13 protein-coding genes are annotated in these 20,757 nt (G+C 77.8%); 1 reads left to right on the top strand and 12 read right to left on the bottom strand.

Annotation, left to right across the window (positions count from 1 at the left end; genetic code table 11):
* Nucleotides 1-43 precede the first annotated feature (43 nt).
* Nucleotides 44-1,669: a methyl-accepting chemotaxis protein gene (locus GY42_RS00765; RefSeq protein ID WP_046527863.1), complete on the top strand. Its 1,626-nt coding sequence runs from the start codon at nt 44-46 to the stop codon at nt 1,667-1,669.
* Here the strand turns inward: GY42_RS00765 and GY42_RS00760 are convergent.
* The 12 genes from GY42_RS00760 to ilvD (GY42_RS00700) form a co-directional block, all read right to left on the bottom strand.
* Complete coding sequence (locus tag GY42_RS00760) at nt 1,638-3,890, bottom strand: transglutaminase-like domain-containing protein (protein WP_046527862.1); 2,253 nt, start codon at nt 3,888-3,890, stop codon at nt 1,638-1,640. The two genes, GY42_RS00765 and GY42_RS00760, sit on opposite strands and share 32 nt — an antisense overlap.
* On the bottom strand, nt 3,887-5,083 hold the full coding sequence (locus GY42_RS00755) for a DUF58 domain-containing protein (protein ID WP_052748144.1): 1,197 nt from the start codon (nt 5,081-5,083) through the stop codon (nt 3,887-3,889). Before GY42_RS00755 ends, GY42_RS00760 begins: the two co-directional genes overlap by 4 nt.
* 10 nt (nt 5,084-5,093) lie before the next feature.
* Nucleotides 5,094-6,062: an AAA family ATPase gene (locus GY42_RS00750; protein ID WP_046527861.1), complete on the bottom strand. Its 969-nt coding sequence runs from the start codon at nt 6,060-6,062 to the stop codon at nt 5,094-5,096.
* Nucleotides 6,059-8,914, bottom strand: a complete 2,856-nt coding sequence (locus GY42_RS00745) for a fibronectin type III domain-containing protein (RefSeq protein WP_052748143.1) — start codon at nt 8,912-8,914, stop codon at nt 6,059-6,061. Before GY42_RS00745 ends, GY42_RS00750 begins: the two co-directional genes overlap by 4 nt.
* 26 nt (nt 8,915-8,940) lie before the next feature.
* Nucleotides 8,941-13,314: an FtsK/SpoIIIE domain-containing protein gene (locus GY42_RS00735; protein WP_046527858.1), complete on the bottom strand. Its 4,374-nt coding sequence runs from the start codon at nt 13,312-13,314 to the stop codon at nt 8,941-8,943.
* 125 nt (nt 13,315-13,439) lie between these two features.
* The gene (locus GY42_RS00730; protein WP_046527857.1) at nt 13,440-13,706 is read right to left on the bottom strand and encodes a hypothetical protein; all 267 of its coding nucleotides are present in this window, start codon (nt 13,704-13,706) and stop codon (nt 13,440-13,442) included.
* 68 nt (nt 13,707-13,774) lie between these two features.
* Nucleotides 13,775-14,182, bottom strand: a complete 408-nt coding sequence (locus GY42_RS00725; protein ID WP_046527856.1) for a hypothetical protein — start codon at nt 14,180-14,182, stop codon at nt 13,775-13,777.
* Between the two features lie 138 nt (nt 14,183-14,320).
* Nucleotides 14,321-15,463, bottom strand: a complete 1,143-nt coding sequence (locus GY42_RS00720; RefSeq protein ID WP_046527855.1) for a hypothetical protein — start codon at nt 15,461-15,463, stop codon at nt 14,321-14,323.
* A 159-nt stretch (nt 15,464-15,622) separates the two neighbouring features.
* A complete protein-coding gene (locus GY42_RS00715) occupies nt 15,623-15,898 on the bottom strand; it encodes a hypothetical protein (RefSeq protein ID WP_046527854.1) in 276 nt (91 codons plus the stop codon).
* Between the two features lie 57 nt (nt 15,899-15,955).
* A complete protein-coding gene (locus tag GY42_RS00710; protein WP_082131296.1) occupies nt 15,956-16,819 on the bottom strand; it encodes a hypothetical protein in 864 nt (287 codons plus the stop codon).
* Between the two features lie 226 nt (nt 16,820-17,045).
* On the bottom strand, nt 17,046-18,755 hold the full coding sequence (gene ilvD, locus GY42_RS00705; RefSeq protein WP_046527853.1) for a dihydroxy-acid dehydratase: 1,710 nt from the start codon (nt 18,753-18,755) through the stop codon (nt 17,046-17,048).
* Nucleotides 18,756-18,819: 64 nt separating this feature from the next.
* Nucleotides 18,820-20,682: a dihydroxy-acid dehydratase gene (gene ilvD, locus GY42_RS00700; protein ID WP_046527852.1), complete on the bottom strand. Its 1,863-nt coding sequence runs from the start codon at nt 20,680-20,682 to the stop codon at nt 18,820-18,822.
* Between the last annotated feature and the right edge of the window lie 75 nt (nt 20,683-20,757).

The raw sequence follows: 20,757 nt of genomic DNA, 5'->3' as shown, positions 1-20,757 counted from the left end.
TGGGTGAGACGCACCTCGCGTCCCACGCCCCCGGAGGCACCCCATGAGCACGTCCCGCCCTCGACGTCTCCGCTTCGACGACCGCAGCGTGCGCACGCGCGTCTTCACGATCGCGGCCGTGCTCATGCTGGGCCTCGTCGTCGTCGCGACGACGTCGCTGCAGGGCGCCGCCCGCGTCGCGGCGCTGCGCGACCGCGCGGACGACGCGGTCGCCGTGCAGGCGCGGGTCGAGGCCGGCCGGTACGGGATGCTCTGGGCCGCCGACTACCTCGCGATCATGGCCTGGTCGTCCCGGGTCGACGGCGGCGACGTCGCCGCCGCGACGGGCGGCGACACCATGGCCGGCTACACGCAGGGCATCACCGAGTTCCGCGACAACGTCGTCGACCTCGACCCCGCGACGCTCGACGACGACGGCCGGGACGCGCTCGCCGCCATCGACGCGGCGTGGCAGGGCTACGTCGACGCCGACCAGAAGATCTTCGCGGCGTGGCGCGACGGCCGCCTCGACGAGGGCGACGCGACCTGGCAGGGCGAGCGGTGGGACGCGTACTTCGTGGTCGCGGGCGCGCTCGACGACCTGCGCGCGGCCGTGCAGGCGCAGGTGGACGACCTCGACGCGCAGGTCCTCGCGACCGAGACCCGCAGCCGCTGGCTCACGATCGCCACGGCGCTCGTCGCGCTCGTCGCGGGCGGCACGCTGGCCTGGTTCGTCTCGGGCGGCATCATCCGCCGCCTGCACGCCGTGCGCGGCGCGCTGCAGCGCCTCGCCGAGGGCGACCTGACGGTGCGCGTGCCCGCGGACTCGCAGGACGAGGCCGGGCAGATGGCGCGCGCCCTCAACGAGGCCGCCGAGCGGGTCGCGGCGCTCGTGCGCGACATCACCACGACGACCGCCGCGCTCACGAGCGCGAGCGACGAGCTCACGCAGGTGTCGACGGCGGTCGCGGCGGCCTCGGACCGCGCCTCGCGGCAGGCGGGCGAGGTCACGACCGCGGCCGCCGGGGTCTCGACCAACGTCCTCACGGTCGCGTCGGGCTCGCACGAGATGGAGACGTCGATCCGCGAGATCTCGCGCAACGCGACGCAGGCCGCGCAGGTCGCCGCGACCGCGGTCGACGCCGCGGGCCGCACCGACACCACGGTCGTGAGCCTCGCCGAGTCCAGCGAGGAGATCGGCAACGTGGTGCGGCTCATCACGGCGATCGCCGACCAGACGAACCTGCTCGCGCTCAACGCGACCATCGAGGCGGCACGTGCGGGCGAGGCGGGCCGCGGCTTCTCGGTCGTCGCCGGCGAGGTGAAGGAGCTCGCGCAGCAGACGTCGCGCGCGACCGACGAGATCTCCCGGCGCATCGAGGCGATCCAGTCCGACTCGCGCGGCGCGGCCGACGCGATCCGGGAGATCGCGCAGATCGTCGGCTCGATCAACGACTACCAGATGACGATCGCGTCGGCCGTCGAGGAGCAGACCGCGACGACCAACGAGTCGGGCCGCAACATCACCGAGGCCGCCGCGGGCTCCGAGGCGATCGCGGCGCACGTGGCCGACGTCGCGGACGCGACGCAGGAGGTCGCGGGCGGCATCGCGCAGGCCCGCGAGCGCATCGACGGGCTCGCGGCCCTCGCGCAGGCGCTCAGCGCGCAGGTCGCCCGGTTCCGCTGCTGACGCGCGACCGGGGCGCGCGTGGCGGCGGGGCGAGCCACCACGTGAGCCGCCGGGCGGGACGCGCGCCCCGGCGCAGCAGCCGCTCGACCTCGCGGGCCTGCTGCCACGCCGCCGCGTCGTCCGTCGCGGCGCCGGGGCCGAACGCGGCGGCCTCCGCGCGCCGCGCGAGCCCGGACGCGTCGACACCCGTGAGCGCGGCCATCCGCTCCGCGAGCCGGGGTGACGTCGCCGCCCCGGGCGGGGGGCCGTCGCGCAGCGCGAGCGCCTCGGCCGCGTGCTGCCACGCCCCGACGGCGCCCGCGGCGCGCAGGCGGCGTCGCCGGACGACCCGCAGCGCGGCCAGCGCGGCCGCGGTGCCGGCCCCGGCCGCACCGAGCACCACGACGAGCGCGAGCGCCACGACACCGAGGGCCGCGCCCCCGGCGGCGTCGCGCGGCGGCACGTCGGCGTCCGGGTCGGGTGCCGGCGCGTCCTGCGGCGCGTCGACGGGCACGTCGTCCTCGACGGGGGTCCCCGCGTCCTGCTGGCGCGCGTCCGGTGCGACGCCCGTGGCCGTCGCCGCGTCGGGCGACGGGTCGAAGCGCACCCAGCCCGTGCCTGCGAGGTACACCTCGGCCCACGCCCGCACGTCCGCGCCGCGCACGTCGCGCGGCGTGGCGTCGTCCTGCGCGGCGCCGCCCGGCACGGCGAACCCGAGCACGACGCGCGACGGCAGCCCGACGGCACGCGCGAGCACCGCGAACGCGCCCGCGAACTGCTCGCTCGTGCCGACCTGGCCGCCGTCGGCGCGGTCGGCGAACAGGAACTCGCGCAGGCGCGCGTACGACGAGCCGCTGACGGCGTCGACGGCGAGCTCGCGGTCGGCCCGCACGGTGTCGGCGAGCAGCGTGGCCTGGTCGAGCCGCGAGTGCGCGCCGGCGACGACGTCCTGCGCGTAGCGCCGCAGGTCCGGCGGCACGCGGTCGAGCCGCAGGTAGCGCTCGACCTCGGCGCCGCCCGGCACGCCAGCGCCGGCCGCCCGGGCCGCGTCGGGCGCGTCGACCTCGCCGCGCACGCGGTACGTCAGCCCCGCGGGCAGCCGCCCGTCGGGCGTGGGCGGCACCGCGAGGACGCCCGTGTCGGCGTCGACGAGCGCGCGCGGCGCGGTCGTCGCGACCACGTCGCCGGCCGACGGCAACCACGTGCCGGGCGACCCCGACGGCCCGGCGATCGCCGCCAGCTCGACCTCCACGTCGACCGCCGACCGCGCGCGGCCCGGCGCGAGCGAGGGCTCGACGACCGTCCCGACCGCGCGCAGGTCCAGGTCGGCCGACCACCCTGTGCCGTCGAAGTCCGGCAGCGTCACCCACGTGAGGTAGCCCGGGTGCGTGCCCGCGACGCGCAGCACCGTCGCGTCGGCGTCGGTCTGCCAGCGGGACAGCTCGGCGAGCGGGTGCACGGCCGGCGCGGGCACGCGCGGCGGCGCGACGTGCTCGCGCGGCTCGAACGCGCGCCCCGTGACCGCGCCCGCGCTCGCGACGCCGACGGCCGCGACGAGCGCGACGACGACGAGCCCGGCGACGCCACCGGCGCGCCACCGCGTGCGGGGGCCGCGCGCCGCGTGCCCGAGCCGGGGCGCCTCGCGCTCGCGCGCGACCGCGTCGCCCCCGAGCAGCACCCACCCCGCGGCCGCGACCGTGACGAGCGCGACCGCGACGACGCCGCGGTCCGCCGCGCCGGCCGTGAGCAGCAGCGCGGCGGCGTAGAGGACGCTCGCCCCGACCAGCGGCGCGACGCGAGCCGGTGCGCGACGTCCGAGCGCGAGCGCGACGCCCAGCGCGACGAGCGCCGCGAGCACGACCAGCGGCAGCGCGAGCAGCGGTGCGGCCGGGCGCGGTGCCGTGAGGAGCCGCGCGACCGCGTCGGCGACGGGTGCGAGCGCGGCGGCGGCACCCGTCGAGCGCCACGCGTCGTCCGTGCCGTCGGGCAGCGGCACCGCGCCGACCCGCGCGACGGAGGCCGCGACGACCAGCACGAGCGCGACGACCGCCGTGCCCGTCGCCCACGCGGGCACGCGCAGGCGCCGCGCGAGCGCGACGAGCCCGAACGGGACGAGCACGGCGCCCGCGAGCGGCGCGAGGACCACGGGTGACGTGAACGCGGCGGCCGTCGGCACGCACGCGAGCAGCAGCAGCGCGCACGCCCACGCGGTCACCGCGAGGCCCGGACCGCGCGCGCTCACCGCGCCACCGCCAGGTCCCAGCCGCGCAGCAGGTCCTCGGCGCGCGGCCCGCGCACGACGGTCGCGGCGCCCGCCGCGCCGAGCACGCGCTCGGGAGCGGGGTCGACGACGAGCAGCAGGCAGGTCGCCGCACCGCGCCCGGCGAGCAGGAGCGCGGGCAGCGGCGCGCGGTGGCCCGTGACCACGGCGAGCACGTCGACGACCGCCCCGCCGCCCGGCGGCACGGCGACCGCTGCGTCGAGCGACGCCTCCCGCGGGCCGCCCGGCGCGACGACCGTGAGCCGGTCCGCGGCGTGCGCCGCCGCGCGCAGCGGCTCGCCCGAGCCGGGCACGCCCGCGGGCGCCTCGACGTCGAGCCGGCCCGTGAGCGTCACGCAGCGCACCGGGACGCCGTCGCCCGCGCACGCCTGCACGAGCGACGCCGCGACGTCCACGGCCTCCTCGAAGCCGTCGCCCGTCGCGTCGTCGTCGTACGCGGCGGCGCGGTCGTCGAGCAGGACCGTGAGGTGCGGCTGCGCGGGGTCGGCGTCCTCGCGGACCATCGGGGTGCCGACGCGCGCGGTGCTCGCCCAGTGCAGGCGGCGCAGGTCGTCGCCCGGGACGTACTCGCGCAGCCCCACGAGGTCGGTGCCCCCGTGCTCGACGCGCTCCTGGGTGCCGACGTGCCCGCGGCGGCGCCCGGGCGGCGGCGCGGACGCGGCGAGGAGCCGCGGCACGACCTGCAGCGTCGACGAGCCGCCGCGGCGCTCGCGCGCACGGGCGAGGTCGGCCAGCCCGCGGCGCTCGAGCACGAACGGCCCGACCGGGACGAGCCCGCGGCGGTCCGTCGGCACGGGCACCTCGACCTCGCCCGTGCCGCGCGGCGCGAGGCGCACGGGTGCGAGCGGCAGCGCGCGGCCCGCGACGTGGTCGGTGCCCGCGACCTCGAGCGGGAGCCACGGCGAGGCGTTGCGCAGCGCGACGTGCGCGGCCGCCGGGGCGAGCCGCGGCGTGCGCGCGGGCTCGACGCGGTGCGTGACGTCGAGCGGCGTCGGCAGCGCGAGCCCGACGAGCGCGGCGAGCACCAGCCCGAGCGCCGCGACGCCGAGCGCGACGAGCCCCGGGTAGCGCGCGAGCAGGCCGAGCACGAGCGCCGCGACGCCGAGCACGGTCAGCGCCGTGCCGCGCGCCGTGGGACGCAGACCGCGGGTCACGTGCCGCGCCTCAGACGGCCGCGGGCCGCGGCACCTCGACGGCCTCGACCGCCGCGGCCACGACGTCGGCGGCGGTCGTGCCCTCGAGCAGCGCCTCGCGCGTGAGCACGAGACGGTGCTCGAGCACGGCGTGCGCGACGCGCTGCACGTCGCTCGGGACGACGTAGTGCCGCCCCTGCGCGGCCGCCTGCACCTGGCCCGCACCGACGAGCGCACGCAGCGCGCGCGTGCTCGCGCCCAGGCGTGTGCGTGCGTCCTCGCGCGTCGCCTCGCCGAGCGCGCGCACGTAGCGCAGCAGGGGGTCGGCCACGTGCACGGCGCGCAGGTCGCGCACGAAGCGCGCGACCTCGTCGGGGCTCGTGACGACCGGGACGCTCGCGACGTCGCCCGCGCTCGACCCGGGCCGCAGCACCGCGAGCTCGTGCTCGAGGTCCGGGTAGCCCAGGCTCACGCGCAGCAGAAAACGGTCGAGCTGCGCCTCGGGCAACCGGTACGTGCCGTCGAGGTCGACGGGGTTCTGCGTCGCGACCACGAGGAACGGGTCGGGCACGGTGTGCGTCGTGCCGTCGGCCGTGACGGTGCGCTCGGCCATGACCTCGAGCATGGCCGACTGCGTCTTGGCGGCGGCGCGGTTGATCTCGTCGGCCAGCAGCACGTGCGAGAACACCGGCCCGGGGCGGAACCTGACCTCACCGGTCGCGGGGTCGAGCACGCTCGTGCCCGTCACGTCGGCCGGCAGCAGGTCGGGCGTGAACTGGATGCGACGCGACGTGCCGCCGAGCGCCGCGGCGACCGCGCGCGCGAGGGTCGTCTTGCCGGTGCCGGGCACGTCCTCGAGCAGCACGTGCCCGCCCGAGAACAGCGCGGCGACCACGAGCTCGACGACGGGCCGCTTGCCGTGCACGGCGTGCTCGACCGCGTCGACGACGCGCCCGTGCAGCACCCGGAACTCGGCGACGGTGGTGACGGCGTCGGTCATGCGCGGCTCTCCTCGGTGGGGTCGTGCAGGGCGGTGGTCGCGGTCCGTGCGGGGGCGCTCGTGGGCTCCGCACCGTGCCGTCCGCGCAGACGCGCGGCGCGCAGGGCGCCGGCCGCCAGCAGCAGCCCGGCTCCGGCCGCCGCGAGCGGCGGCCGCTCGTGCCCCACGGGCAGGCGCGGGACCCACGGCAGAGGCACGACGACCACGTCGGGGTCGCCCGGCGTCACGCTGACGGGGTCGGTGCAGATCCGCGAGACCGGGTCGCAGTACGCCCACGTGTTGCGCGGCGGCACCTGCTCGGTCACGGACGCGGACGTGACGGCCCGGCCGTCGACGTTCTCGGCCCGGACGGCGACGGTCACGGAGCCCCCGGAGAAGCTGCCGAGGTGCACCGCACCCCCGGAGCACGACACGCTGCCCGCGGCGGCCCCGTTGACGACGAGCGTGCAGCCGCCCTGGTGCGCCGCCCACGACGCGGGGGGCGAGAGCTGCGCGGACATCGGGACCTCGCGGTCGCTCAGGCCGGGGGTGCCGTACTGGACGAACGCGACGACCGCGTCGCCGTCGGCGGGCGGCGGCAGGGGCGGCGCAGGGACGCTCACGCCCGCGCTCGCAGCCGGCCCGGCGCCGACGCTGTTGGACGGCGTGACGGTCACGGTGAGAGTCCCGCCGGCGGTGCACAGGGGCTGACCGGCGCACGGCACGCTCAGCGTCGCGCCGGTGGCGGCGGTCGTGGTCGAGCCGCCCGTGCCACCGCCCGACCACGCGACCGTGTAGCCGGACAGGGGTGACCCGTTGTCGGCGGCGGCCGCCCAGGACACGTCGACCGTGAGCACGTCGCCCGCGCGGCCCGCGAGCGCGGCCGCGAGGCCGCCGACGCCGCCCGGGGGGCCCGCGACCGTGACCGCGTTCGAGGGAGCCGACGCGGTGGTGAGGCCCTCACGCTGCGCCTGCACGACGAACCGCACGCCGGCGCCGGGCGGCAGGTCGCGCAGCACGAGCGAGGTCGCGTCGCCCGACGTCGTGGTGGTCGACCCGCCCTCGGGGCCGACGAGGTACGCGTCGACCGGCGTGCGCGACGCCGTCCACGAGACCGTGACCGACCCGTCGGCGCCCGCGACCGCGGTGACGCCCGTCGGCGCGGCGGGGGCCTGCGGCGGGCACGCGGGCGTCGTGACGGCCGCGCTGGTGGCCGCGGCCGAGCGCTCGGCACCCGCGACGGCCTCGACCGAGAACGTGACCCGCGTGCCGCACACGACGCCGCGCACGGTCGCCGTGGTGGCGCCGCCGCCGACCTCGACGGGCGCGACGCCCGCGACCGACGTGCGGACCACGTGGTCGTCAGCGGGCGGCGTGCCCGCACGCCACGTCACGGTGACGTCGGTGAGCCCCGCGGCGTCGGGCGTGCCCAGGGTCGCGACGACGGCCGACGGGCGCCCCGGCGGGGCGTCGGGCGTCGGGGTCGCGGTGCCGGTCGGGGTGGGGGTCGGCGTCGGGGTGCCCGGCGGGCGCCCCGTCGGCTCGCCCGTGGGCGTCCCGACCGGGAGCGTCGGGGTGCCGCCCGGCGTCGGTGCGTCGGGTGCACCGGGCGGCGGCTCGGGCGCGCCCACCGGCGGGACGCCCGGGTCGGCGCCCGGGGGCGGCGCGCCCTGGTCGGGACGCTGCGGCTGCGTCGGCTGCAGCGGACGCTGCGGCGGCACGGCGGCCGACGGGCCTGCCGCCGTGTCGCGCGGGTCGTGCACGGGCGCGCCGGACCGTCCGGTGTCGATCGCGCGCGTGCTGCCGTCGGCCTCGACGACCACGGCGCGCGCACCGTCTTCGGTGTGCACCACCAGGCGGCCGTCGTCGACCAGCAGGCGCGGGTCGCGGCCGCCCGGCACGACGACGTCGGCGCGGGCGCGCGTGCCGTCGGGCCGCAGCACGACCACGCGCCCGGCGCCCGTGCAGGGCACGTACACCAGGCCCGCGAACACCGCGGGGCGTCCCGGGCGCTCGCACCCGAGCGCCCCGACGCCGACGTCGAGGATCCGGTCCCCCGCGAGCATGACGACCGCCGAGCGGCCGGGCACGCCCGCCGGTGCGAGGTCGGTCGGCGAGGAGTCCGCGGGCAGCACCTCGCCCGCGAGGTCGGGCACCGCGACCGCGAGGTCCCGGCCGACCCCGACCTGCAGCACGGCGCCGCCGTCGGGCGCGAACAGCGTCACGCCGCGCTCGTGCGGCAGCAGGCGCGTGCCGGAGCCGGCGCCCCGCACGGGCCGCGGCTCGCCGACGTCGAAGCGCTCGTCGGCGGGCTTCCAGGTCACCTGCTGCAGGTCGCCGCCCGCCGTCACGACCCACACCGTGCCGCGCGCGTCGACGACCGCGTCGGCCAGCGCGCCGCCCACGCGGTGCGGCGTGCCGAGGTCCTTGAGCGTCAGCGGGTCCACCGCGCGCACGACCCCGCTGCCGGGCGTCACGAGGTACACCAGGCCGCCGCCGACCAGCACGCGGGCCGGCTCGCCGCTCGTGCGCTGACCGCTCGCGAGCAGCGTCGCGAGGTCGATGCTCGTGAGGCTCCCGGTGCGGCCGTCGCCGACCACGAGCACGCCGTCGCGCTGGCTGATGTCGAGCTCGGCGCCGGGGCCGGCGACCTGCAGCCGACGCTCGGCGCGGCCCGTGCCGGGGTTGATCTGCACGACCTGACCGGTCTGGTCGTCGGGCAGCCAGGTCACGCCGTCCGACATGGTGACCACGGTGCTGGCCACGCCCGAGCCGAGCGCGGCGCCCAGCACGAGCGCGGCGCCCGTGACCGCGACGCCGGCCTCGGCGAAGCCGCGCTGGCGGTCGCCCGGACGGCCCAGCAGGCGCCTCATCAGGCCGGATGCGGTGGCTGATCGGTTCAACGGACGGTCTCCCGGTCGGCTGTCGGCGATAGTACCTGGACCACCCGGACGCCCCCGGCGCTGACCAGCAGGCCGCGCCCGACGCCCGTCGCGGGCTCGTGCGTGTGCATCGGGACGGTCGCGCCGACGAGCGAGCCGTCGGCCATCTCGGGGGCGAGCAGCACCGCGCGTCGTGCGCGCCGGGCCGCCGCGACCGCGCCCGCGACGTGCTGCCGCGCGCGGGCCTCGTCGGCGTCGGCCGCGACGACCACGGCGACGCGGCGTGCGGGCCCCTCCTCGACCGCGCGGGCCAGCAGCTCCACGAGGCGCCGGTCGTCGCCGCCCCGCTCCCAGCCGCGCTCCCACTCGTGCACGTCGTCCACGAGCAGCACGCGCCAGGCGTCGTCGGCGGCGGCCGGCGTCGGGTCCGCGAGCAGCTCCTCGAGCAGCGCGGCGGCCGCGGCGGGGTCGGCGACGGCCGTGACGCCCGCCGCGTCGCGCGCCCGCGGGCCCAGCAGGTGCACGGCCGCCGGCGGCCGCGCGGCCCGCGCGACGGCCTGCGCGAGGCCGAGCAGGAACGACGTGCGCCCCGACCCGCCGCGGCCCAGCACGAGCAGCGGCGCCGGCAGCAGCGGCAGCACGACGCCCGTCGCGAGGTCGCCGTCGACGCCGAGGCACACGTCGTCGCGCTGCGGCGCGGGCACGAGGTCGACCGGCACGCGCGTCGGCATGGCGGGCACCGCGACGGGCGGCTGGGCGGCGTACCGCGCACCCTCGCGCGCGGCGACGTCGCGCAGCAGCGCGGCCTGGCGCGGCGTGCCCGCACCGCCGACCGTCGCGACCTGGACCTCGGTGCGGCCCAGCAGGCTGCGGCCGGGCGGCGTGCGGTCGTCGAGCACGGTCTGCGGCACGCCGAGCACCTGGTAGTCGTCGACCGACGTCATGCGCAGCACGAGCCGCTGGCCGAACGCGCCCGCGAGCGCCGACGGCAGGCCGGTGCGCCGCGGGGTCGTGGCGGTGACGTGCACGCCGCAGCGGCGGCCGTCCTGCAGCACGGCGACGAGCTGGTCGACGTGGCCGCGGCGCAGCGGGCCGCCGCCCTCGAGGTGCTCGACGAGCTGCGGCAGGTTGTCGACCAGCACGTGCACGCGCGGCAGCACGACGCCCGCGGCGGCGAGCGCCTCGACGTCGGCCGCGCCGTGCCGCGCGAGCAGCGCGTTGCGCTCGGTGAGCGTGCGGTGCAGCATCCGCACGAGCCGCGTGACGCGCTCGGGCTGCTGCTCGACCACGACCGACCCGACGGACGGCAGCGCCTCGAGCGCCGCGAGCCCGCCGCCCGCGGCGTCGATGCCGTAGACGAGCGCGGGCGCGAGGTCGTGCGCGAGCGTCGCGGCCAGGGCGACGGTGCGCAGCAGCTCGGTCTTGCCGCTGCCCGACGCGCCGTGCACGAGCAGGTGGCCGGCGCGCGCGTAGTCGACGAGCAGCGGGCGCTGCGTCTGCTCGTGCGGCAGGTCGGCCAGGCCGAGCGGCAGCACGCCGGGGCCGGGCGTGCAGGTGTGGACGTCGGGCGTCACGCCGGGCACGGCGGCCTCGTCGCGCGCGTCGGCGCCGAGCAGCAGCGCCCCGGGCTCGCCGCCCGCGAGCAGCACCTCGTCACGGAGCGCGGGCAGCCACGGGCGCTTGGGGGCGGCCAGGCCCGAGCGGGCGAACGCCTCCCCCACCGTGAGCACGAGCCGCTCGAGGTCGGACCGCTCGTGGACGCGACCGCTCGCGGCCGCGGGCGCGGCGTCGGAGCGTGCCGTGAACGCGCGCACCGCGACGGTCGCGGCCTCGTCGCGCGCGGGCTCGTGCGCGCCGACCCACGCGACCTGCACGAGCTCGCGCGTGCCGTGGCCCGTGCGCCGCAGCCACGCGCGCCCCGGCGTGCGCCGCGAGAGCGTCGCGGCGTCGGGTGCCTCGACGACGTCCGTCGAGTCGTCGGTCGACGCCATGCGCAGCGCGATCCGCAGGTCGGTGTTCGCCTTGATCTGCGGCGTCACGACGCCCGCGGGGCGCTGCGTCGCGAGCAGCAGGTGCATGCCGAGCGACCGCCCGCGCTGCGCGACGTCCACGACGCCGTCGACGAACTCCGGCACCTCGCCCAGCAGGGCCGCGAACTCGTCGACGCAGATGAGCATGCTGGGCGGCGCGACGTCGGGGCGGAGCCGCTCGAGGGCGACGAGGTCCTTGGCGCCGTGCTCGGCCAGCAGGTGCTCGCGCCACGTGAGCTCGGCGCGCAGCGACACCAGGGCGCGCTGCACGAGCGCGGGCGTGAGGTCGGTGATGTAGCCGACCGTGTGCGGCAGGTCGGCGCACTCGCGGAACGCGGCACCGCCCTTGTAGTCGACCAGCAGGAACGTGATGCGCGACGGCGGGTTGTTGGTGGCCAGCGAGCACAGCAGGGTCTGCAGCAGCTCCGACTTGCCCGAGCCGGTGGTGCCCGCGACGAGGCCGTGCGGACCGTCCTCGCGCAGGTCCACCGTGACGACGCCGTCGGCGCCCGCCCCGAGCTGGGCGCGCAGGCCCGCGGACTGCGCCCAGCGGTCGAGCACGGCGGTCGCGTCGTCGGGGTCGCGCAGGTCGGAGCCCAGGTCCGGCAGGCGCACGGCGTCGGGCAGCGCCGAGTCGGGCGGCACGACAGCCGCCTCGTCGCGGAACGACGTGAGCGTGCGCGCGGTCTCCCACGCGGCCGCGAGGTCGAGCTCGTCGACCGCGTCCACGACGTCGTCCCCGCCGCGGTCGCGGCGGCGCACGAGCCCCGCGTCGAGGTCGAGCAGCACGTCCGTCGCGGACGGCACGCGCGTCGCGTCGCGGCCCACCCACAGCAGGTGCACGTCGCGCTCGGCGGCGGCGCCCGCGACGGCCTCGACCGCGCGGCGCGGCACGCCCGCGTCCTCGTCGACCACGCAGACGACGTGCCCGCGCGCGCCGTCGGCCGCGACGAGCGCGTCGAGCAGCACGACCCCGTCGGCCGCGCCGACCGCCACCGGCGGCAGGCCGGCGACGCGGTGCGCGGTGTGCGGCAGCCACCGCAGCCACGTCTCGACGTGCGTCGCGTCGGGCCCGAGCACGGCCGCGAGCGCGACGTCGGTCGGCGAGTGCGCGGCCGCGAGCCGCACGAGCAGCGCGCGCACGGCCGCGTCGGCGCGGTCCCGGTCGGTGCACGTGACGGCCGCGAGCCGGTGGCCGCCGAGCACCAGCGGCACGGGCTGCGCGGGGATCGTCGCGCGCTCCTGCAGCTCGCGGACCGCGAGGTCGCGCTGCACGCGGTCGCCGCCGCGCGCGACCGTCCCGGCCACGAGCGCGGGGCGCGGGCCGAGGCCGGCCCGCACGTGCAGGAAGTCGGGGTCGTCGACGCGGCGCGCCCACGTGCCGGGGTGCCGCGCGGCGACACGCTCGCGCACGGTCACGAGGTCGGGCTCGTCGGCGGCGGCGCGCTCGCGCTGCACGGCGGCCGCGGCGTCGACCTGCGCGACGACGTCGTCGACGTCGTGCCGCCACGCACGCAGCTGCGCGTCGTGCTCGGCGCGCTGCTGGCGGCGCTGCACGACGTGCTGCACCGACATCATGAGCGGGAACCCGAGCATGAAGACCAGCGAGAACGGGCTGCGGTTCATCGCGAACATCGCACCGCCCAGCAGCACGGGCATGAGCATCATGGGCCACGGCAGCGGCGCGCGGCGCGGTGCGGTGGGCGGCGCGGGCGCCTCGAGCTCGGCGGCCTCCAGCCGCGCGCCGAACCGCGGCGGCCTCAGCACGCCCGTCTCGCCGGGCAGCGGGGTCGCGTCGCCGCGGTGCACCTCGAACGCGGTGCGGCCGACCTCGACGCGCTCGCCCCAGCCCACGGGCTGCGCGCGCTGCACGGGGCGGCCCGCGACGCGCGTGCCGTGCGCCGAGCCCTCGTCGCTCACGACCACGCCACCCGTGAGCAGCACGCGTGCGTGCACGCGCGACACGAGCGGGTCGGTGAGCCGCACGGTCGCGCCGGACCCGCGGCCGACCGTGAACGCGTCGGACGCGACCGCGACCTCCTGCCCCGCGTCGGGGCCGGCGACGACCCGCACGCGTGCCCGCACGGCGCGTCGGCCGCCCGGGCGGTCGAGCCACGCGGCCGGCACCGACGCGACCGGCAGCACCGCGCCCGTGCGCAGCGGCGCCTGCGCGAGCGGCAGGTCGGCCGGCCACGGCGTGCCGTCGGTGGTCGGGGCGAGCAGCGCGCCCGTGCCGGCACCCAGGTGCGCCGCGAGCGCGCGGGCGAGGTCCGCGACGCGCGCGCCCTCGCGCGCGACGACCTCGACGTCGACGGCGCGCAGCCCGCTGTCGCGGGTCGGCTGGACGCTCAGTCGCCACATGGGCGGTCTCCCGTCGGTGGGTGCGTGGGCGGGGGGGCGAGGGTGGTGACGTCCCGGGTGACGTCCGGCGGGACGCGGACGCCGGGGTACCGCGCCGGACAGCGGCGGCACCCCGGCGGCGGGGGTCAGGACGACGCGGTCTCCTGGTCGTCCGCCTGCTGCGCGAGCGCCGCGGCGTTGGCCTGCAGCGCCTCGACGACCCGCTGCAGGGCCGGCACGTACTGGCCGGTCCAGTCGGCGTTGAAGCGCTGCGCGTCGGGCCCGTACCAGGGCGTCGACTGCAGCTGCTGCGTGAGGCGGCTCGTGATCTGCGTGATCGAGTCGGCGTCGACGTTCATGACGCGCACGAGGTCACGGGCGGCGGCGATGTCCATGCCGAGGACGTTGCTCATGGTCGTTCTCCTTCGGTGCGTGCCCGGACCTGGCGCCCTGGGCGGGTGGGTGGCTCTGCCGGTCTCGGTCAGGCCGGGGCCGGGTCGGCGGCGCCGAGCCGGACGGAGGTGTGCGCGGCGGCGAGCGCGTCGCGCAGGTCGGTGGGGGTCGTGGCGGACCAGCTCGACACGACCGTGACGGCGTGCCGGTGACCGCCGGGCACGGGCGTCGGGTCGACGTGCACGTCGACGCGCTGGTGCACGGTGCCGGTGCCGTGCGCGCGCACGAGCGCCGCACGTGCGGTCCCGTCGGGTGCGTCGTCGCCTGCGCCGTCGCCGGTGCTCGCGTCGGCCGGCGGCACCGGCTGCCGCGTGCCCGGGTACTGCGCGAGCATCGCGTCGAGCACCTGCGCGGCGGTCGTGCCCGCGGGCACGAGGTCGGCCGTGACGGTGAGGTTCGGCTGGAAGCCGGGGACGTCGACCGCGGGCCGGGCCACCGCGAGCGCACGCGGCGCGGGGCGGCGTGCCAGCCGTCGGGCAGGTCGAGGCGGAAGCGCGGCGCGCCGGGCAGCAGGGGTCCGGGGTGCTCGACGGTCGTGGCGGTCATCGCACGGTCCCGTCGATCGTCAGCTCGGTCACCACGGGCGTGCCGGGCCCGGCGTGGTCGCCGGCCGCGGCGTCGTCCTGCGGCTCGCCGTCGGCCGTACCGCCGTCGGCGCGCAGCGCCCCGAGGCCCGCGGCGCCCAGCGCGGCGAGGCCGAGCGGTGCGGCCGCGAGCGCGACGGGTGTGCCGCCGCCCTCCTCGAGCGCCGCCGTCCCGGCCGCCGCCACGGTGCGCGCGTCGCTGCCGGCGGGGGCACCGCCCGCGGCACCGCCGAGCCCCACGGGCGTGGTCGACACCGGCGGGTCGCCGGGCACCGCACCCGCGTCGACGGGCGTGCCGCCGCCCGTGGCCCCGCCCGCCTCGACGGGTCCGCCGATCGCCGCGGGGCCGGGGGCACCGGGGCGCCGCCGCCGGACGCGCCGCCCGAGCCGCCGGAGATCCGCCCGGCGACCTCGTCGGCGACGGCCGCGCCGATGCGCTCGCCGAACGTGCCGCCGCCGACCGCGTGGCCGACGGCCCCGCCGACGACGCCGCCGACCACCTGGCCGAGCGTGCCGCCCGGGTCCTTGACGACGCCGGTCGCGATCGAGCCCGCGGACACGCCCGTGCTGCCGGTCGCGCCGCCGCCGGGCTCGGTGCGGGCCACGGGTGCGGTGGGCGTCGTGACGCCCGCTCCCCCGCCCCCCGCGCCGTTGACGTGCACCGTGATCGAGCCGATCGACACCGGCACGACGACCTGCGCACCGGCACCGGCCGCACCGCCGCCGGGCTGCGAGGGCCGCACCGCCGGGTCGGGCGCCGCGAGCACGGGCGCGTTCACGGTCGACGACTTGGGCAGCTGCACGGGCGTGAACCGAGCGTCGGGGATGTGCACGGTCGGGGTGTCCGCGCTCGTGTCCTTCTGCGTCTGCGAGATCAGCGCGAGCACCTGGGCGAACCCGCGCAGGTACTTGGCGACCGTCTGGACCCACGGGATGACCACGGCGCGCAGGTAGCGGGCGAACGCGGCCGCCCAGCCGGTCCACGACATCGCCTCGAGCGCCGCGGCGAGCACGCGCAGCGCGGTGACGACGTCGTCGGCGAACTCGGCCGCGTCGGTCATGGTCCGCACGATGCGGTCGAGCCCGTCGACGTCGGACCCGCGGAACGTGCCGCTCTGCTGGAGCTGGGTCATCGGGTGCCTCCTGCGGTGGGCCGGACGGTCCGGCGGGGCTGCTGCGGGTGGGTCGTGCGGGGCGCTGCGGCGCGGGGCGCCGGCGCTGTCTCGACGCTAGGGAGCGGGCGGGCGCCGCGGCCAGCGTCGGCGGGGTGGAAGGTTCCGCCGCGCGGCCGGTCAGCGGCTCGCGTCCTCCTGCAGCTGGGCGCGCCGGTCGAGCTCGACGGCGTTGCTGCGGATGTTCTCGGCGGCGGCCTGCAGCTCGGGGCGCAGCGCGCCTTCCCACTCGCCGAGGAACCGCTGCGCGCCCGGGCCGGACCACTGCACCTGGCTCAGCAGCGAGCCGATCTGCCCGACGATGCGGTCGAGGTCGCCCGCGCCCGTCTGCATCGCGCGGGCCTGCTGGCGGCTGTACTGCGGGTCGATGCCGTGGAAGGTGCTCTTGTCGTACATCGCGTGCTCCTCGCGTCGTCGGGCCGGTGCCCGGCACGCTAGGCAGCGCGCGGGCGCTCAGGACAGGGCGCCGGGGGTGGAACCTTCCGGGTTGAGGCCCGCGCCGCGGGCGCGCGCGGCCTCGACGACGGCCAGGTCGTCGGCCGTCACGAGGCGCACCTCGGCGGCACGGCGCGCGACCGCGAACCGCACGTTCTGCGCGCGGCCGCCGGCCTGCGCGAACGGGTCGTCGGCGGGGCCGAACGCCATGCGCGCGACCACGCGGATCGCGTCGTCGACGCGCTGCGCGCGCTCGAGGTTCCACGCGTGCCCGCGCCACGCGAGCACGCGCTCGTAGATCTCGCGGTTCGACGCGGGCCGCGGGTAGTCGTCGTCGCCGACGAGCCACGGCTCGGCGAGCGCGAGCGCGACGTACCACTCGCGGGACCACCGCTCGAGGCGCGGCGCGGGTGCGGTGACGGCGCCGTCGGGGTCGTGCTCGGGCACCCACGCGGGGCCCGTGTCGGGCTCGGCGGGCACCGACACGTCGACGACGAGCACGAGGTCGGTGTACTGCCCCGGGGCGGTCTGCCGCCCGCGCAGCAGCAGCACGTGGTTCTCGCCCTCGTCGAGCAGCGCGGCCATGCCGTCGGTGAGCGCGACGCGGCGCGCGCCGCCGGGCGCGTCGAACAGGCTCGAGAGCTGGGCCTCGGTCGAGCCGCGCCAGCGCAGCCGCACGACCTCCTCCCCCACGACGATCTCGCCGACGAGCCGCGACACGTGCGGTGCGGCGCGCGGCAGGGTCAGCGCGGTGCTGCGCAGCGCGGCGTCCGCGTCGGCGTCCGGGAGCGCGGCGTGCGGGTCGCGGCCGACGAGCAGCGTCTCGCCGGACCCGAGCACGACGGTGGGCACGCCGACGCCGCGCAGGGTCACCCGCAGCACGGGGTCCCCCTCACGTCGGGGCTGGGTGCGGGCGCGCCGTGGCGGCCCGTGCGGTCCGTGTGCATCTGTCGGAGTCTGTCCGACGCGCGCGGGCGGTTCACCCCTCCCGGACGTTCCCGGACGGTTTCGGACACGCTTTCACCCGATCCGACCAGCGGTGACGCCGCGCCGGGCTCGCGCGGGGACGGCGGCGGCGACGGCCGCGGCGCCGACACCAGCACCGCGCTCAGCCGAGCACGGCGCCCTTCGACGCGGACTGCACGAGCTTCTGGTACTTGCCGAGCACGCCGCGCGTGTACCGGGGTGCGAGCGGCGTCCAGCCCTCGCGGCGGGCCGCGAGCTCGGCGTCGTCGACCAGCAGGTCGAGCGTCGCGTGCGCGACGTCCAGGCGGATGCGGTCGCCGTCGCGCACGAACGCGATCGGTCCGGCGTCGACGGCCTCGGGCGCGATGTGCCCGACGCACAGGCCCGTCGTGCCGCCCGAGAACCGGCCGTCGGTCACGAGCAGCACGTCCTTGCCGAGGCCCACGCCCTTGATCGCCCCGGTGATGGCGAGCATCTCGCGCATGCCGGGCCCGCCCTTGGGGCCCTCGTAGCGGATGACGACGACGTCGCCGGCCTGGATCGTGCCGTCCTCGAGCGCGTCGAGCGCGGCCCGCTCGCGCTCGAACACGCGCGCGGTGCCCTCGAACACGTCGGAGTCGAAGCCCGCGGACTTCACGACCGCGCCCTCGGGGGCAAGCGAGCCCGAGAGGATCGTGATGCCGCCCGTGCGGTGGATCGGGTCGTCGAGCGCGCGCAGGATCTTGCCGTCGGGGTCGGGCGGCGCGATGTCGGCGAGGTTCTCGGCGACGGTGCGCCCGGTGACGGTGAGGCAGTCGCCGTGCAGGAGCCCCGCGTCGAGCAGCGCCTTCATGACGACGGGCACGCCACCGACGCGGTCGACGTCGTTCATGACGTACCGGCCGAACGGCTTGAGGTCGCCCAGGTGCGGCACCTTCGCGGCGACGCGGCTGAAGTCGTCGAGCGTGAGGTCGACCTCGGCCTCGTGCGCGATGGCCAGCAGGTGCAGCACGGCGTTGGTGGACCCGCCGAACGCCATGACGACGGCGATCGCGTTCTCGAACGCCTCCTTGGTCATGATCTGCCGCGCGGTGATGCCGCGGCGCAGCAGCTCGACCACGGCCTCGCCCGAGCGCTGCGCGTACTGGTCGCGCCGCCGGTCGGCCGACGGCGGCGCGGCCGAGCCGGGCAGCGACATGCCCATGGCCTCGGCGACGGACGCCATGGTGTTCGCGGTGTACATGCCGCCGCACGCGCCCTCGCCGGGGCAGATCGCGCGCTCGATGCGGTCGACGTCCTCACGGCTCATGAGCCCGCGCGCGCACGCGCCGACGGCCTCGAACGCGTCGATGATCGTCACGTCCTTCTCGGTGCCGTCGGACAGCTTGACCCGGCCCGGCATGATCGAGCCCGCGTAGAGGAACACGCTCGCGAGGTCGAGGCGCGCGGCGGCCATGAGCATGCCGGGCAGCGACTTGTCGCACCCGGCCAGCAGCACCGACCCGTCGAGCCGCTCGGCCATCATCACGGTCTCGACGCTGTCGGCGATGATGTCGCGGCTCACGAGCGAGTAGTGCATGCCCTCGTGGCCCATCGAGATGCCGTCGGACACCGAGATGGTCCCGAACTCCAGCGGGTACCCGCCGCCCGCGTGCACGCCCGCCTTCACGGCCCTGGCGAGCCGGTCGAGCGACAGGTTGCACGGCGTGATCTCGTTCCACGAGCTCGCGACGCCCACCTGCGGCTTCGCGAAGTCCTCGTCCCCGAGCCCGACCGCGCGCAGCATGCCGCGCGCCGCCGTCGCCTCGAGCCCGTCGGTGACCTGCCGCGACCGCGGCTTGATGTCGACCCCCGCCTGCTGCGCGTCCGTCATGAGCCGAGCCTAGGCACGCCGGACCCGCCGGGCACCCGATGACGCGCAGCGGCGCGGCGGAGCGTCAGACCCGGCGGATGCGGCTCACGTCGCGCACGGCCCCGCGGTCGGCGGACGTCGCCATCGCGGCGTACGCCTGCAGCGCGGGCGACACGTAGCGGTCGCGGTCGACCGGCTGCCACGGGTTCTCGCGCGCCTCCATCTTGGCGCGGCGCTCGGCGAGGACCTCGTCGGGCACGTTGACGCGGATGAGGCGCGTCTCGACGTCGATCTCGATCTCGTCGCCGTCCTCGACGAGGCCGATGGTGCCGCCCGCGGCCGCCTCGGGGCTGATGTGCCCCACCGAGATGCCGCTCGACCCGCCCGAGAACCGGCCGTCGGTGATGAGCGCGCAGACCTTGCCCAGGCCGCGGCCCTTGATGAACGACGTCGGGTACAGCATCTCCTGCATTCCGGGGCCGCCGGACGGGCCCTCGTACCGCACGACCACGACGTGGCCGGGCTCGACCTCCTTGCGCAGGATCTTCTCGACCGCCTCGTCCTGCGACTCGCACACCAGCGCGCGCCCCACGAAGTGGAAGACGTCGGGGTCGATGCCCGCGGTCTTGAGGATCGCGCCATCCTCCGCGAGGTTGCCGCGCAGCACCGCGAGCCCGCCCTCGACCGTGTACGCGTGCGCGACGTCGCGGATGCAGCCGTTCGCGGCGTCGGTGTCGAGGGACTCCCACACGTTCGACGTCGAGAACGCCTGCGTCGTGCGGACGCCGCCGGGCGCGGCGTGGAACAGGTCGACCGCGCGCTGCGTGGCCTTGCCGCCGCGCACGTCCCAGTCGTCGAGCCACGCGCGGAGCGTCGGGGTGTGCACGCTCGTCACGTCGTGGTCGAGCAGGCCGGCGCGGTCGAGCTCGCCCAGCAGCGCGGGGATGCCGCCGGCGCGGTGCACGTCCTCCATGTGGAAGTCCGGGTGGTTCGGCGCGACCTTCGACAGGCACGGCACGCGGCGGCTGAGCGCGTCGATGTCGTCGAGCGTGAAGTCGACCTCGGCCTCCTGCGCGGCGGCCAGGATGTGCAGCACGGTGTTGGTCGAGCCGCCCATCGCCACGTCGAGCGTCATCGCGTTCGAGAAGGCGGCGCGCGTCGCGATCGACCGCGGCGCCGCGGTGTCGTCCTCGTCGTCGTAGTAGCGCCGCGCGAGGTCGACGATCGTGCGCCCCGCCTCGAGGAACAGCTCGCGGCGCGCGCTGTGCGTCGCGAGCGTCGAGCCGTTGCCCGGCAGCGACAGCCCCAGCGCCTCGGTGAGGCAGTTCATCGAGTTGGCCGTGAACATGCCCGAGCACGAGCCGCACGTGGGGCACGCGTTCTCCTCGACGCTCGCGAGCGCCGCGTCGGACACGTTGTCGTCGGCCGAGTAGTTGATCGCGTTGATGAGGTTGAGCGGCGTCTTCGCGACCCCGTCCGCGACGACGGCCTTGCCGGCCTCCATCGGCCCGCCGGACACGAAGATCACCGGGATGTTCAGCCGCAGCGCCGCGTTGAGCATGCCGGGCGTGATCTTGTCGCAGTTGGAGATGCACACGAGCGCGTCCGCGCAGTGCGCCTGCACCATGTACTCGACCGAGTCGGCGATGAGGTCACGGCTCGGCAGCGAGTAGAGCATGCCCGCGTGCCCCATCGCGATGCCGTCGTCGACCGCGATGGTGTTGAACTCCTTGGCGACGCCGCCGGCCTCCTGGATCGCCGACGCGACGAGGTCGCCCATGTCCTTGAGGTGCACGTGGCCCGGCACGAACTGCGTGTACGAATTCGCGATCGCGACGATCGGCTTGCCGAAGTCCTCCGAACCCATGCCCGTGGCGCGCCAGAGCGCACGCGCTCCGGCCATGTTGCGACCGTGGGTCGAGGTACGTGAGCGCAGGGGACGGCTCATCGCGCAGTTCTCCTTCGGGGGCGGGCACCGTGCTGGTGCCCGCCCACCGTACGTCGGCCCTGGTGCGGGGCGTCC

The organism is Cellulomonas sp. FA1 (genome assembly GCF_000986825.1).
GTDB classification, from domain to species: Bacteria; Actinomycetota; Actinomycetes; order Actinomycetales; family Cellulomonadaceae; genus Cellulomonas; species Cellulomonas iranensis.
This window is presented reverse-complemented; position numbering and strand designations above follow the sequence as displayed.

Bases quoted from the DNA above. Each gene is read 5' to 3' on its own strand.
- GY42_RS00765 (WP_046527863.1), top strand. From the start codon at position 44: ATGAGCACGTCCCGCCCTCGACGTCTCCGCTTCGACGACCGCAGCGTG.
- GY42_RS00750 (WP_046527861.1), bottom strand. From the start codon at position 6,062: ATGACCGACGCCGTCACCACCGTCGCCGAGTTCCGGGTGCTGCACGGG.
- GY42_RS00745 (WP_052748143.1), bottom strand. From the start codon at position 8,914: ATGAGGCGCCTGCTGGGCCGTCCGGGCGACCGCCAGCGCGGCTTCGCC.
- GY42_RS00735 (WP_046527858.1), bottom strand. From the start codon at position 13,314: ATGTGGCGACTGAGCGTCCAGCCGACCCGCGACAGCGGGCTGCGCGCC.
- GY42_RS00730 (WP_046527857.1), bottom strand. From the start codon at position 13,706: ATGAGCAACGTCCTCGGCATGGACATCGCCGCCGCCCGTGACCTCGTG.
- GY42_RS00720 (WP_046527855.1), bottom strand. From the start codon at position 15,463: ATGACCCAGCTCCAGCAGAGCGGCACGTTCCGCGGGTCCGACGTCGAC.
- GY42_RS00715 (WP_046527854.1), bottom strand. From the start codon at position 15,898: ATGTACGACAAGAGCACCTTCCACGGCATCGACCCGCAGTACAGCCGC.
- ilvD (WP_046527853.1), bottom strand. From the start codon at position 18,755: ATGACGGACGCGCAGCAGGCGGGGGTCGACATCAAGCCGCGGTCGCGG.
- ilvD (WP_046527852.1), bottom strand. From the start codon at position 20,682: ATGAGCCGTCCCCTGCGCTCACGTACCTCGACCCACGGTCGCAACATG.